Genomic DNA, 13,881 nt, shown 5'->3' on the forward strand with positions numbered 1-13,881 from the left:
TCAGCGGGGCGTGAGCACCAGGGCGCCGAGCGGGGGGACCCGCACCGTCGCCGAGTGCTCGCGCCCCTGCCACGGGACGTCCTCGGCCACGACGTCACCCTCGTTGACGACGCCGGAACCGCCGTAGCGGGGAGCGTCGGTGTTGAGGGCCTCGGACCAGGCACCACCGTGGGGGAGCCCCAGCCGGTAGTCCTCGTGCGGCACGCCCGCGAAGTTGACCACCACGACCACCGGCGAGCCGTCCGCCGCACGGCGGACGTAGGCGACCAGGTTGCGGGCGGCGTCCCCGCCCTCGATCCACTCGAACCCGGAACCGTCGAAGTCACGTTCCCACAGGGCCGGCGTCGCCCGGTACAGCCCGTTGAGGTCGCGGACGAGGTGCTGCACGCCCGCGTTGCCGGCGTCCTCCAGGCTCCACCAGTCCAGACCGGCTCCCTCGCTCCACTCGGCCTCCTGGGCGAACTCGCAGCCCATGAAGAGCAGCTGCTTGCCCGGGTGGGTCCACTGGTAGGCGAGGAACGAGCGCACGCCGGCCAGCTGCTGCCACCGGTCGCCGGGCATCTTGCGCAGCAGCGAGCCCTTGCCGTGCACGACCTCGTCGTGGCTGATCGGCAGGACGTACTGCTCCGAGAACGCGTAGACCAGCGAGAAGGTCAGCTCGCCGTGGTGGTGGCTGCGGTACATCGGGTCCTTGGAGACGTACTGCAGGGTGTCGTTCATCCAGCCCATGTTCCACTTCAGGCCGAACCCGAGACCGCCCGCGTCCGTCGGTCGGGTGACCCCCGGGAAGGCGGTGGACTCCTCGGCGATCATCAGCACGCCGGGGGAGCGCCGGTAGGCCGTGGCGTTGGCCTCCTGCAGGAAGCTGATGGCCTCGAGGTTCTCCCGTCCGCCGTGGACGTTGGGGGTCCACTCGCCCTCGTTGCGGGAGTAGTCGAGGTAGAGCATCGACGCGACGGCGTCGACGCGCAGGCCGTCGGCGTGAAACTCCTCGAACCAGTAGGTGGCGTTCGCGACGAGGAAGTTGCGCACCTCCCGGCGGCCGAAGTCGAACACGTAGGTGCCCCAGTCCGGCTGCTCGCCGCGGCGGGGGTCGGCGTGCTCGTACAGCGGGGTGCCGTCGAACCGTGCCAGGGCGAACTCGTCCCGGGGGAAGTGGGCGGGCACCCAGTCGAGGATGACGCCCACGCCGGCCTGGTGCAGCCGGTCGACCAGGTACCGGAAGTCGTCGGGGCTGCCGAACCGGGACGTCGGTGCGTAGTAGCTGGTGACCTGGTAGCCCCACGACCCGCCGAAGGGGTGCTCGGCGACCGGCATCAGCTCCACGTGCGTGAACCCCTGCTCGACGACGTAGTCGGTGAGCTGCTCGGCCAGCTCGCGGTACCCCAGGCCGGGACGCCAGGAGCCGAGATGGACCTCGTAGACGCTGATCGGTCCGCCGTGCTGGTCGCGGGACGCGCGCTGCTCCATCCAGGCGTCGTCCTGCCAGGTGTGGTCGCTGTGCACGACGACGGAGGCGGTGGCGGGCGGCACCTCGGTGCCCTTGGCCAGCGGGTCGGCCTTGGCCCGCCAGATCCCGTCCGGGCCGCAGATCTCGTACTTGTACCGCGTCCCCGGCCCGACGTCGGGCACGAAGATCTCCCACACGCCGCTGGAGCCGAGGGAGCGCATCGGGTGGATGCCCGTCCAGCGGTTGTGGTCCCCGACGAGGCGGACGCCCCGGGCGTTCGGCGCCCACACGGCGAAGGACGTCCCGACGACGTCACCGCGCGCGCTCGGGTAGACGTGACGGTTCGCCCCGAGGACCTTCCACAGCTCCTCGTGCCGGCCCTCGCCGACGAGGTGCAGGTCGACCTCGCCGAGGGAGGGCAGGAACCGGTACGGGTCGTCGGCCGTGTGCACGTCGTCGGCGTAGCGGGTGCGCACCCGGTAGTCGGGGGCGTGCCGGGTCCCGTCGTCGTCGGTCGGTGCCGGCACCACGGCGCTCCACACGCCGCCCGCCTCGTGCGTCGCCGGGTGCTCCTCCTCCCCGTCGGGGCCCACCGTGAGCACCACGACCTCGTCGGCGAGGGGTCGCAGCACGCGCACGACGGCGGCGGGGGCACCGCCCGCCTCGGCGGGCAGCAGGTGCGCGCCCAGCACGGAGTGCGGGTCGTGGGTCGTGCCGCGCGCGACGGCGGTGAGGAGTTCCGGGTCGACAGCTGCTGGCACGGGCGTCATGTCGTCCACCTTTCCACGTCCTTCTCCGGGCCGCGTCCGCAACACGCACGCGTCACCGGCGGTCAGTCCCGCAGCAGCCGGTCGACGGCGCCGAGGGGGATGGGCAGCCACGTCGGGCGGTGGTGCGACTCGTACACCACCTCGTACAGGGCCTTGTCGAGCACCAGGGCGTCGAGCACGACCGCCGCGGTGTCCTCGTCCATGCCGGCGTGGTCCACCACGGTCTTGCGGTAGCCGGCCAGGAAGGCGTCCGCCGCCTCGGCCTGCCAGCTCGCGGGTTCGGGGGCCTCGCCCACCGCGGCGGCGTAGTCGAAGGAGCGCAGCATCCCCGCCACGTCGCGCAGCGGCAGGTCGGGCGCCGTGCGCTCGTCGACCGAGCGCTGGGGCTCGCCCTCGAAGTCGAGCACCTTCCAGCCCTCGCTGAACAGGGTCTGGCCGAGGTGCAGGTCACCGTGGATCCGCTGGGTCGTCACGGGTTCCGGCAGAGCGGCGAGCCGACGCTCGAGATCGTCCAGCAGACCCGTCACCTCGGCCGCCCGCGGCGCGAGCACCTCGGCCTCGGCGACGGCGCGGTCCGCGCGGCGGCGCAGCCCGGCCACGAACCGTGCGGCGTCCAGCGGCGGCCCGGTCGGCAGCAGCGTCGCCATGCGCTGGTGCAGCTCCGCCACCAGCCGGCCCAGCGCGTCGGCCTGCTCGACGAACGGCTCACCGCGGCTGGCGACGTCGCACGCCATCTCGAAACCGTCCTCGGCGTGGGGCACCAGCTCGGACAGGATCGCCAGGTGCACGGCGCCGTCGTCGGTGTCGATCTCGAGGGCGCCGAGGAACCGCGGCACGCCCTCCCAGCCGTCGGCCGTCAGGGCCTGGGGGACGACGACGTCCGGGTGCGGGCCGTCGGCGATGGTGCGCAGGATCTTCAGCATCCCGCCGGCGCCCGAGGGCGACGGCACGCCGGGCAGGATCACCGAGGTGTTCGACTGCTCGCCGGCCAGCACCCGGCCGCGCTCGGTGAGGGTGGTGGGGTCGCCCGCCACGCCCATCGCGCGCAGCAGCGCGACCCAGCACGCCGGGTTCGCCCCGCCGTCGTGCACCGCCACCTCGCCCGTGGCGGTCTCCACGGTCCCGATGTGGCCGAGACTGACGTCCTCCGGGTCGCTGAGCACGAGCGGGACCTGCGCCACGACCTCCCCGCCGGGCAGCTCCGGGCCGCGGAGCCGCGTGAGCAGCAGCACGACGTCGCCGTGCGCACCCTCCGGGGGTGCGAGGTCGACCTCCTCCTGGTCGAACGTCACCGCCAACCAGGGCTCGGCCTGGACCGACGCCCCGCCGGGGAACCAGCGTTGCGTCGGGAGCCAGGCCGCGAGCAGGTCGCCGACGCTCGGGTCGGGTGCTGCGTGCTGGACGGAGACGTCGATCATCTGGTCTACCCCTCGTCGTCGTGCTGGTCCGGTGGTGTGGCGATGAGCCAGTAGAAGTCGCGCGAGCCCCAGGAGAGCCGCACCGTGCCGTCGTCCGACACCTCGGGGAAGCGTCCGCCGCCGAACAGGTCGGTCAGCGACCAGCCCTCCATCCCCGGCAGTGAGATCGTGGCCGAGCGGGCGGTCGTGGACAGGTTGGCCGCCACGACGAGCTGTTCGTCGTCGGAGCGGACGAAGGCGAGGATCGCCTCGTCGTCGACCTCGCAGGCGGTGAACGTCCCCGTGCCGAAGGTGGGGTGCAGGCGGCGCACGCCGAGCATGCCGTGCACCCAGTGCAGCAACGACGTGGGCTGGTGCAGCTGGGCCTCGACGTTGATGTGGTGGTAGTGGTTCACGAGCGACTGGTTCAGCGGCAGGTACAGCTTGCCGGGGTCGGCCGTCGAGAAGCCGGCGTTGCGGTCCGGCGTCCACTGCATGGGGGTGCGCACGGCGTCACGGTCCGGCAGCCAGATGTTGTCGCCCATGCCGATCTCGTCGCCGTAGTACAGGCACGGGCTGCCCGGCAGCGACAGCAGCAGGGCGTGCGCGAGCTCGATCTCCTTGCGGGAGTTGTCCAGCAGCGTCGCGAGCCGACGGCGGATCCCCACGTTGGCGCGCATGCGCGGGTCCTGGGCGTACCACCCGTACATCGCGGCGCGCTCCTCGGTGGAGACCATCTCCAGGGTGAGCTCGTCGTGGTTGCGCAGGAACGTGCTCCACTGCCCCCCGGCGGCCGGGATCTCCGGGGTGTCGGCCAGGATGTCGAGCAGCTGGGTGGCCCGCTGGTCGCGCAGCGCGTAGAAGATGCGCGGCATCACCGGGAAGTGGAAGCACATGTGGCACTCGGGGTCCTCGCTCGTCCCGAAGTAGTCCACGACGTCCTGCGGCCACTGGTTCGCCTCGGCCAGCATGATGCGCCCGGGGAACTCCTCGTCGATCATCCGGCGCACCTTCTGCAGGAACTCGTGCGTGCGCGGCAGGTTCTCGCAGTTGGTGCCCTCCTCCTCGTACAGGTAGGGCACGGCGTCGAGCCGGAAGCCGTCGACCCCCGAGCGCAGCCAGAACCGGACGACGTCGAACATCGCCTCGGCGACCTTCGGGTTCTCGTAGTTGAGGTCCGGCTGGTGGCTGAAGAACCGGTGCCAGAAGTACTGCCGGCGTACCGGGTCGAACGTCCAGTTCGACGTCTCGGTGTCGACGAAGATGATCCGGGCGTCCTCGTACGCGGTGTCGTCGTCCGACCACACGTAGAAGTCGCCGTACGGCCCCTCCGGGTCCGAGCGGGAGGACTGGAACCACGGGTGCTGGTCGCTGGTGTGGTTCATGACCAGGTCGATGATGATCCGGATGCCCCGGGCGTGGGCCGCCTCGATGAGCCGGCTGAAGTCCTGCAGCGTGCCGTACTGCGGGGCGATCGCGGTGAAGTCCGCGACGTCGTAGCCGCCGTCCCGCTGCGGCGAGGGGTAGAAGGGCGGCAGCCACAGGCAGTCGACGCCCAGCCACTGCAGGTAGTCGAGCCGGTCCATCACGCCGCGCAGGTCACCGGAGCCGGCGCCCTCGGAGTCGGTGAAGCTACGGACCATCACCTCGTAGAAGACCGCCTTGCGGTACCACTCCGGGTCCTCGGTGAGGCCGGGCTTCGGCAGCGGCGGCGGCTCGGGCTGGCGGCGCGGCGGGAGCGCCTGGACAGGGATCTGCCGGGTGATGGGGCGAGGGACGTCCACGCCGCCGGTGCTCGTCGAGGAGCTCATGCCGGCACCACCTTCAGCACGTGACCGACCTGGACCTGGGGATCGAGACGGACGTACGGATGCGCGCCCCAGGGATAGCTCGTCCCGGACAGCTCGTCGTGGGCCGTGAAGAACGGCTGGTCCTCCACGTCGTCGGGCTTGCGGAGACCGAGGGCCTCGAGGTCGAGCAGCACGGTCGACTCCTGGGTGTGGTGGGGGTCGAGGTTGACCACCATCAGGACGATGTCGTCCTGGGTGGCTCCGGGCCGGCCGGCGGCCGGCAGGTGTTCGGCGCGCACGCGCCGGGAGTAGGCGATCACCTGGTCGTTCGTGGTCGGGTGGATCGTGACGTTGCGGAGCTGCTGCAGCGCGGGGTGGTCGCGACGGATCTCGTTGAGCCGCCGCAGCAGGGTGGCGATGCCGATGTCGTCGCCCTGCGACCAGTCCCGGGGCCGGTACTCGTACTTCTCGTTGTCGATCTGCTCCTCGACCCCCGGGCGGGGCACGTTCTCCACCAGCTCGTAGCCGGAGTAGATGCCCCAGGTCGGGCTGCCCGTCGCGGCGAGCAGCGCGCGGACGGCGAACCCGGCGACCCCGCCGTGCTGCAGGTACGGCGGCAGGATGTCGTGCGTCGTGGGCCAGAACGCCGGGCGCATCACGGCGCCCTGCTCACCGGCGACCTCGGCGAGGTACTCGGTGACCTCCTCGCCCGTGTTCCGCCAGGTGAAGTACGTGTACGACTGGTGGAAGCCGATCCGGCCCAGGGTCTGCATCATCGCGGGCTTGGTGAACGCCTCCGACAGGAAGATCACGTCCGGGTCGGTCGCCCGGACCTCCGCCAGCAGCCACTCCCAGAAGTCCAGCGGCTTGGTGTGCGGGTTGTCCACCCGGAACAGCGTCACCCCGCGGTCGATCCACAGTCGCACGATGCGCAGGACCTCGTGGGACAGGCCCGTCGGGTCGTTGTCGAAGTTCAGCGGGTAGATGTCCTGGTACTTCTTCGGCGGGTTCTCCGCGTAGGCGATGGAGCCGTCCGCCCGGACGGTGAACCACTCGGGGTGCTCGGTGACCCAGGGGTGGTCCGGCGAGCACTGCAGCGCCAGGTCGAGAGCGACCTCCAGGCCGTTGCCGCGCGCCGCGTCGACGAACGCCTTGAAGTCCTGCTCGTCGCCGAGGTCCGGGTGGATGGCGTCGTGGCCGCCGTCGGGGGAGCCGATGGCGTACGGGCTGCCGGGGTCGCCGGCCTCGGCCTCGAGGGTGTTGTTGCGGCCCTTGCGGAACGTCGTGCCGATCGGGTGGATCGGCGTGAGGTACACGACGTCGAACCCCATGTCCGCGATGGCCGGCAGGCGTCGGGCCGCGGTGCCGAACGTGCCTGACCGCCAGGTGCCGTCATGGGACCGGGTGGCACCCTCCGAGCGGGGGAAGATCTCGTACCAGGCGCCGGTCTGCGCCAGGCGGCGGTCCACCCGCAGGGGGTAGGTGGCGCTGGGCGTCACCAGCTTCCGCAGCGGGATCCGGCGCAGCGCGTCGCGGACCGCGTGGGTGGTCGCCATCGCCAGCCGTGCCTCGGCCGGCCGTGCGGTGTTCGCCAGCTCGCGGGCCGCCCGCTCGAGGAGCTCCGCCTCCTCGGGGGTCCGCCGGCGCTGCAGGCGTGGGGTGATGATCTGCTCGAACAGCAGGGCGCCCTCGGTGAGCATGAGCTCGACGTCCTGGCCGGCGTGGATCTTGATGGTCGCGTCGTGCGCCCAGGTGGCGTACGGGTCGGACCAGGCCTCGACGCGGAAGGACCAGTCCCCGGTGGCGTCGGGCTGCAGGAACCCTTGGAACCGGTCCAGACCGGGGGCGATGTCCTCCATCGGTGCCCAGGAGTGCAGCCGTCGGTCCGGCGTGAACAGCACGGCCGTGGCGTTGACGGCGTCGTGGCCCTCGCGGAACACGGTGGCCTCGACCGGGACGACCTCACCGGGCGTCGCCTTGGCGGGCCAGCGCCCACCCTCGACGACGGGGGAGACCTCGAGCACGGGGATGCGACCGATGGGCTGGGGCGGGGCGGGCTTCGGCGACGTCACGCCCCCCACGCTAGCCAGGCACGCAAGGGAGTGCGCGCCAACATGCCCGGACCCCGGTCAGTCGGCCCTCCCGAGGACCACCAGGCAGCTCGACGGCCGCCGCTCGCCAGGGATCGGGCACGAGGGGCGGAGTGACGGGCATGCCCACCCGCCCCCGACCATCCCCGACTCCCCGGTCGTACCTCCCGTCGTGCGGTCGTACCCGCCGCGTACGACCGCACGACGGGAGGTACGACCGGGCGTCATCGCCGGACCTCAGCCGATGCCAGGGCACGTGAGATACGAGCGACCAGCCGTGCAGGATCGGTCAGGTCCGCCCAGACCAGACGCAGGATGAACCATCCCGCCTCGACGAGGGCGTCGTGGCGTCGCTTCTCGGCGACCAGCCGACGAGAGGGGTCGCCGTAGGTGCCCCCGGAGTACTTCACGGCACCGTCGAACTCGATCCCGACCTGACGGTCCGGCCACCCGAGGTCGACCCAGCAGGTGCCGACCTCGGTGAGCACCGGGACGGCGAGGTCGGGCGGTGCGAACCCGCGCTCGTCGAGGTGCCAGCGCACCAGGGACTCGCCCGGGGACTCGGCGCGGGCGTCCGCCAGCGCGACGATCCGGCGGGCGCGGCGGACACCCGGCCGCCCCGCCGCCTCGGCCAGCACCCGATCGACCCGGCGCCGGTCGGCGCCCGCCCGGAGCGCCGAGTCCGCGATCACCAGGGATCGGTCGCCCGGCAGCGACCGTGCGCAGTCGACCAGCGTGCGTTCCAGCGTCGTGACGGGTCGCCCGCCGACCAGGGTGCGGTCGCCGGGCGGGACGTCGACGGCGTGCCTGCGGAGCTGTCTGCTGCTCGGCCGGGCCGGCGGCTTCCAGGCCTGGGACACGTGGACCTGCTCGCCGAGGCGATAGTGACTCAGGCCGTGCAGCAGCGCAGCCGTCTCGTGGGAGAAGACGAAGTCCGTCCGCAGGGTCGAGGCGACGGCGCCGACCAGCTGCAGCACGGTCCGCTCTCGACGCAGCGCGACCCCGCCGTCGTCGGCCACCGGGGGGAAGTACCGGCCACGTCGGCGTCGCACGAGCTCGCCCCGTCGTCGTCGGCGCTCGACGGCCGTTCGCCGGTCGTCGCGGAACCGCAGCGCCGTCGGCACGTCGCGCGGGCGGACCGGCGCGGTGTCACCGGGGCGTCGTGGCCGGGTGGGTCGGGCGGCGGTGGGAACGTCGTCGTTCGGCATGGGGCGACGCTGCCACCGGCCGGGCGGCCGATGACGGCTGGGGTGGCTCGTCTGTGGACAGCCGGTGGTCGACGGACACCTGTGGACGCCGCCGCCCGGTCGTACCGTGCGTCACGCGGTCGTACCCGCGGAGTACGACCGCCCGACGCACGGTACGACCCCGCGACACGGAGCGAAGGCCAGGGGCCATGAGGCCAGGGGGCAGGCGGCAGCGGGCGCAGGGCCAGAGGACGAGGGGCCGGTCAGCCGTCGGCGGCCAGCGCCCGGCCGGTGACGCGGCCGGTGTGCAGGCACCCGCCCAGGAACGTCCCCTCCAGCGCCCGGTGCCCGTGGACGCCGCCGCCGCCGAAGCCCGCGGCCTCGCCGACGGCCCACAACCCGTCGACGACGGAGCCGTCGTCGCGCAGGACCCGGCCCGACGGGTCGCACCAGAGCCCGCCGAGGGTCTTGCGGGTCAGCACCGACAGCCGCACCGCGAGCAGCGGGCCGTCCTTCGGCGTGGTCAGGGGCCGCGGCGGCGAGACGCGGATCATCCGGTCCACCCGGAAGTCGCGGGCGGCCCGCGTGGCCACGACCTGGGGGTCCTTGCCGAGCCCGGAGGCGACCTGGGCGTCGCGGGCACGGACGACGGCGGCCAACGCTGCCGGGTCGACGTGCCCGCGCGACCCGGGAGTCGCCGCGGTCAGCGCGTTCATCCGCCCGGCGAGCTCCTCGGGGGTGTCGGCCCAGAGGAACTCCGGCGACTCGGCGGCGAACCGCGCGACCGGCCCGACGGCGCCGGGCAGCACCCGCTGGGCGAGCAGCCGCAGGTCCTTGCCGGTGAGGTCGGGGTTCTGCTCGGACCCGGACAGGGCGAACTCGGACTCCATGATCGCCTTGTTGAGCACGAACCACGAGTGGTCGTCCCCGCGGGCGGTCACGTGCTGCAGCGCGCCGAGCGCGTCGAACCCGGGGAACAGGGGCGCCGGGAGCCGTCCGCCGTCGGCGTCCAGCCAGAGCGAGGACGGTCCCGGCAGGATGCGGATGCCGTGGTTCGTCCAGACGGGGGAGTGGTTGGCGATGCCCTCGGGGTAGTGCCACATGCGGTCCTCGTGCACGAGGGCAGCCCCGGCGTCGGCGGCGTGACCGAGCATGAGCCCGTCGGTGGAGTCGGGGACGCCGGACAGCATCCGGGCGGGCAGCTCGCCGTGCCGTGGGTTCCAGCGGGCCCTCGCCAGGTCGTGGTTCGCACCGATGCCGCCGGAGGCGACGACGACGGCGCCGGCGGAGAGCTCCTCGGTGCCCACCACCTCGCGCGACGACGGCGCCCCACGGACCGCCTCGTCGTCGGCCAGGATCTCCGCACGCACCCCGGTGACCCGGCCGTCGGTGACGACCAGCTCCGTGACCCGACGGCGGAGGCGCAGGTCCAGCAGCCCGGCGGAGCGGGCCTCGCGGGCGGCGGCGACGAACGGTTCGACGATCGCCGGCCCGGTGCCCCAGGTGACGTGGAACCGCGGCACCGTGTTGCCGTGCCCGCCGGCGGGATACCCGCCGCGCTCGGCCCACTGCACCAGCGGGAACCAGCGCACCCCCTTGGCGTGCAGCCAGGAGCGCAGGTCCCCCGAGGCGGCCTCGACGAAGTGCTTGGCCCAGGCGTACCCGTGCCGGTCGGGCCCCTCGCCGTCCTCGGCGCCCGGGGCGAAGCGGGCCGAACCCAGCCAGTCCGCCCAGGCGAGCTCAGCCGAGTCGCGGACCCCGAGCCGCCGCTGCTCGGGGGAGTCCACGAGGAACAGCCCCCCGAAGGACCACCAGGCCTGCCCGCCCAGGGAGGCCTCCGGCTCCTGGTCGAGCAGCACCACGCGCCGCCCGGCGGCGGTGAGCTCGGTGGCGGTGACCAGGCCGGACAGCCCGGCCCCGATGACGATGACCTCGGCGTCTGTCATGCGCGCAGTCTGGCAGAGCCGGGACGGCTCGCCCAGGGTCGTGCCGTCAGCGGCGCGCCACGAACACCTCCACGCTCAGCGACTCCACCAGCGCCGTGCCCGGGGTCTCCTCCTCGTCGGCCTGCTCCGGTCCGTCGGGGGTGTCCCAGGTCGAGCTCCAGACGCGCTGCCACGGTCCGGCGCCCTCGAGCGGCTCCGGGAGCGTCAGCACGACGTCCTCCAGCCCGCCGTGCAGGACGCACAGCACGTCGGCCTCGTCGTCGCCGGGGCCGGGACGCAGCATCTGGATGAGGCGCCGCCCGTCCACCGCCCAGGCCTCGGCGTCCATCAGGACGCCGTCGGTGCCGAACCACAACAGGTCCGGGTGGTCCTCGCCCGGCCGCGGGGTGCCGAGGAAGAACGACTCCGCGCGCAGCGCCGCGTGCTCGCTGCGCAGGCCGACCAGGTAGCGGGCCGTGGCCAGCAGCTCCCGGTCGGCGGCGTTTAGGTCCCAGTCCACCCAGGAGATCGCGGTGTCCTGGGCGTAGGCGTTGTTGTTCCCGCCCTGCGAGCGACCCATCTCGTCACCGGCGGTGATCATCGGGGTACCGGCGGCGAGCAGGAGGGTGGCCAGCAGGTTGCGCTGCGAGCGCCGGCGCAGCGGGACGACCGCGGACCACGGCTCGGTCGTGGCGTCGTCGCCCTCGGGCGTGTGCCCCTCGACACCGTGGTTCCAGGACCGGTTGTCGTCGGTGCCGTCGCGGTTGTCCTCGCCGTTGGCCTCGTTGTGCTTGTGGTCGAACGCCACGAGGTCGGCGAGGGTGAAGCCGTCGTGCGCCGTGACGTAGTTGACCGACGCCACGGGCCCCCGCATCAGCGGCGGGTCGGAGTGCCCGAACAGGTCGGCGGAACCCGCCAGGCGCGTGGTGAGCTCGCGCAGCCCGTGCATGGGGGCGCCGTGCGACCCGGCCCGGGCGGCCTCCAGCCAGAACGACCGGGCGGCGTTGCGGAACCGGTCGTTCCACTCCGCCATCGGGGCGGGGAACCGGCCGGTCCGCCAGCCGCCCGGTCCGACGTCCCAGGGCTCGGCGACCAGCTTGAGCCCCGACAGCACCGGGTCGGTGCGCAGCGCGGACAGGAACGGGTGGTCCGGGTTGTAGCCGTCGTGGTCGCGCCCGAGGGTGACGGCGAGGTCGAACCGGTAGCCGTCCACCCCGACGACCTCCGCCCAGTACCGCAGGGAGTCCAGGGCCATCTGCACCACCCGGGTGCGCCGGAAGTCCAGGGTGTTGCCCGTGCCGGTGACGTCGGCGAGCCGGGCCGGCGTGCCGCCGTCGTGCAGGTAGTAGAGCGTGTTGTCCAGGCCGCGCCAGGACAGGTGCAGGGCGTCGTCGCCGCCCTCGCAGGTGTGGTTGTAGACGACGTCGAGGATCACCTCGATCCCGGCCTCGTGCAGCAGGTGCACCATGCCCCGGACCTCGTCCAGGACGGCGGCGGGACCCGCCTCGCGGGCCGCCGCCGTGGCGTAGGCGGGGTGCGGGGCGAAGAACCCCATCGTGGAGTAGCCCCAGTAGTTCGTCAGCCCGCGGCCGGCGAGCCAGGGCTCGGCGGTCGAGGCGTGGATGGGCAGCAGCTCCAACGTCGTCACGCCCAGCGAGGTCAGGTGCTCGATCACGGCCGGGTGCGCCAGCCCCGCGTAGGTGCCGCGCAGCTCCTCGGGGACCTCCGGGTGCAGCAGCGTCAGGCCCCGTACGTGTGCCTCGTACACGACGGTGTCCGCCCACGGCACACGGGGACGCTGCGAGGACCGGGGGCCCTGCTCGGCGGGCATGACCACCGCGTGCGGCACGTACGGCAGGGAGTCCTGCTCGTCCGGGCCGCCGTCGTCGCCCGCGCCGCCGTCCAGCGTCGCCGGGACGTAGGCGACCTCGCCCTCGATGCCCCGCGCGTACGGGTCCAGCAGCAGCTTGGCGGGGTTGTGCCGCATCCCGGCGCCCGGGTCCCAGGGACCGTGCACGCGGAACCCGTACCGCTGACCGGGTGAGACGTTCGCCACATGGCCGTGCCAGACGCCGTACGTCGGCCCGTCGAGGGTGATGCGACGTTCGGTGTACCGCTCGGGGTCGTGCTGGTCCTTGTCCGGGTCGACGACGTCGACCAGGCACAGCTCGACGCCGTGGGCGTGCGAGGCGAGCACGGCGACGTCGATGCCGCCGTCGGGTGTGGGACGGACCCCGAGCGGGGGGACGTGGCTCCGGGTCCGGGTGGGACGGGTGAGGGGTGTGACCTTCGGTCTGGCGGCCTCCATGGACCCATGGTGGACCGTGGGAGGCCGATGGTCACGTCGACGTCGTCCGACGTGGACTCGTGTCGGAGGGTCGCGCGGCGACGAGTAGGCTCGGGCCGAGGGTGGTGTCCGCCACCCCGACCCTGATCCTCGAGACCGTCGGAAGGGTTCCTCGTGCGCATCGCCGTTCCCGTGAAGTACGTGCCGGACATCAACGCCGAGCGGAAGTTCGTGGACTGTCGGGTCGACCGCGACCCGGGCGTGGGGACGCTCAACGAGCTCGACGAGAACGCGCTCGAGGCCGCGCTGCGCCTCGTCGAGTCGCTGGACGAGGCCGAGCAGGCGTCGAGCGAGATCGTGGCCGTCACCGTGGCCCCGCCCGAGGGCGACATGGCGCTGCGCAAGGCCTTCCAGATGGGTGTCGACCGCGGCGTGCGGGTCTCCGACGACGCGCTCGCCGGGTCGGACTACTTCGGCACCGCCACGGCGCTCGCCGCCGCGGTCCGCCGCCTGGAGACCGAGGGACCGGTCGACCTGGTCATCACGGGCATGGCCGCCCTGGACGGCCTGGGTTCCGTGGTCCCGGCACTGCTGGCCGCCGAGCTGGACCGTCCGGCGGTCACCTTCGCCAAGAAGATCGCCCTGCTCGACGGGTCCGTGGAGGTCACCCGCGAGACCGACGAGGCCGCCGAGTCGCTGCTGGCCCCGCTGCCGGCCGTGCTGTCGGTCGCGGACACCGCGAACCGGCCGCGCTTCCCCAACTTCAAGCTCATCATGGCCGCCCGCTCCAAGGAGATCGAGGCGTGGACCGCGGCCGACCTGGGCCTGGACCCCGGGCAGGTGGGCACGGCCGGTGCCCGCACCGAGACGACGCACGCCGCGCCCCGCCCGGAGAAGCCCGCCGTCGAGCTCGTCCAGGACAAGGGCGAGGGCGGCAAGGCCCTGGCCGAGTACCTCATCCGCCACGAGCTGGTCTGAACGGAGT

General features: G+C 73.1%; 8 protein-coding genes. 1 reads left to right on the forward strand and 7 read right to left on the reverse strand.

Translation table 11 applies throughout. The annotated features are described in order from the left end of the window. From glgB to glgX, 7 genes are all read right to left on the reverse strand, one after another. The gene (gene glgB / locus Q6347_RS05250) at positions 1 to 2,220 is read right to left on the reverse strand and encodes a 1,4-alpha-glucan branching protein GlgB (protein ID WP_304602403.1); all 2,220 of its coding nucleotides are present in this window, start codon (positions 2,218 to 2,220) and stop codon (positions 1 to 3) included. Positions 2,221 to 2,282: 62 nt separating this feature from the next. Then, positions 2,283 to 3,638 carry a phosphotransferase gene (locus tag Q6347_RS05255; protein WP_304602402.1) on the reverse strand — a complete coding sequence of 452 codons (1,356 nt, stop codon included), beginning with the start codon at positions 3,636 to 3,638 and terminating at the stop codon, positions 2,283 to 2,285. A 5-nt stretch (positions 3,639 to 3,643) separates the two neighbouring features. Beyond that, the gene (treS, locus tag Q6347_RS05260; protein WP_304606830.1) at positions 3,644 to 5,428 is read right to left on the reverse strand and encodes a maltose alpha-D-glucosyltransferase; all 1,785 of its coding nucleotides are present in this window, start codon (positions 5,426 to 5,428) and stop codon (positions 3,644 to 3,646) included. Next, positions 5,425 to 7,488, reverse strand: a complete 2,064-nt coding sequence (locus Q6347_RS05265; protein WP_304606831.1) for an alpha-1,4-glucan--maltose-1-phosphate maltosyltransferase — start codon at positions 7,486 to 7,488, stop codon at positions 5,425 to 5,427. Before Q6347_RS05265 ends, treS begins: the two co-directional genes overlap by 4 nt. Before the next feature lie 233 nt (positions 7,489 to 7,721). Then, positions 7,722 to 8,705, reverse strand: a complete 984-nt coding sequence (locus tag Q6347_RS05270) for a hypothetical protein (RefSeq protein ID WP_304606832.1) — start codon at positions 8,703 to 8,705, stop codon at positions 7,722 to 7,724. 242 nt (positions 8,706 to 8,947) lie between these two features. Beyond that, positions 8,948 to 10,630 (reverse strand): FAD-binding dehydrogenase, encoded by a 1,683-nt coding sequence (locus Q6347_RS05275; RefSeq protein ID WP_304606833.1) that lies wholly within the window; start codon positions 10,628 to 10,630, stop codon positions 8,948 to 8,950. A 46-nt stretch (positions 10,631 to 10,676) separates the two neighbouring features. Further along, positions 10,677 to 12,917: a glycogen debranching protein GlgX gene (gene glgX, locus Q6347_RS05280; protein WP_304606834.1), complete on the reverse strand. Its 2,241-nt coding sequence runs from the start codon at positions 12,915 to 12,917 to the stop codon at positions 10,677 to 10,679. Positions 12,918 to 13,070: 153 nt separating this feature from the next. Here glgX and Q6347_RS05285 point away from each other — a divergent pair, with 153 nt between their 5' ends. Continuing rightward, positions 13,071 to 13,874: an electron transfer flavoprotein subunit beta/FixA family protein gene (locus Q6347_RS05285; protein ID WP_304606835.1), complete on the forward strand. Its 804-nt coding sequence runs from the start codon at positions 13,071 to 13,073 to the stop codon at positions 13,872 to 13,874. The last annotated feature ends 7 nt before the right edge of the window (positions 13,875 to 13,881 follow it).

Origin of the sequence: Isoptericola sp. b408 (genome assembly GCF_030588085.1) — a bacterium.
Taxonomy (GTDB): Bacteria; Actinomycetota; Actinomycetes; order Actinomycetales; family Cellulomonadaceae; genus Isoptericola; species Isoptericola sediminis.

Bases quoted from the DNA above. Each gene is read 5' to 3' on its own strand.
- Q6347_RS05255 (WP_304602402.1), bottom strand. From the start codon at position 3,638: ATGATCGACGTCTCCGTCCAGCACGCAGCACCCGACCCGAGCGTCGGC.
- glgX (WP_304606834.1), bottom strand. From the start codon at position 12,917: ATGGAGGCCGCCAGACCGAAGGTCACACCCCTCACCCGTCCCACCCGG.
- treS (WP_304606830.1), bottom strand. From the start codon at position 5,428: ATGAGCTCCTCGACGAGCACCGGCGGCGTGGACGTCCCTCGCCCCATC.
- Q6347_RS05270 (WP_304606832.1), bottom strand. From the start codon at position 8,705: ATGCCGAACGACGACGTTCCCACCGCCGCCCGACCCACCCGGCCACGA.
- Q6347_RS05275 (WP_304606833.1), bottom strand. From the start codon at position 10,630: ATGACAGACGCCGAGGTCATCGTCATCGGGGCCGGGCTGTCCGGCCTG.
- glgB (WP_304602403.1), bottom strand. From the start codon at position 2,220: ATGACGCCCGTGCCAGCAGCTGTCGACCCGGAACTCCTCACCGCCGTC.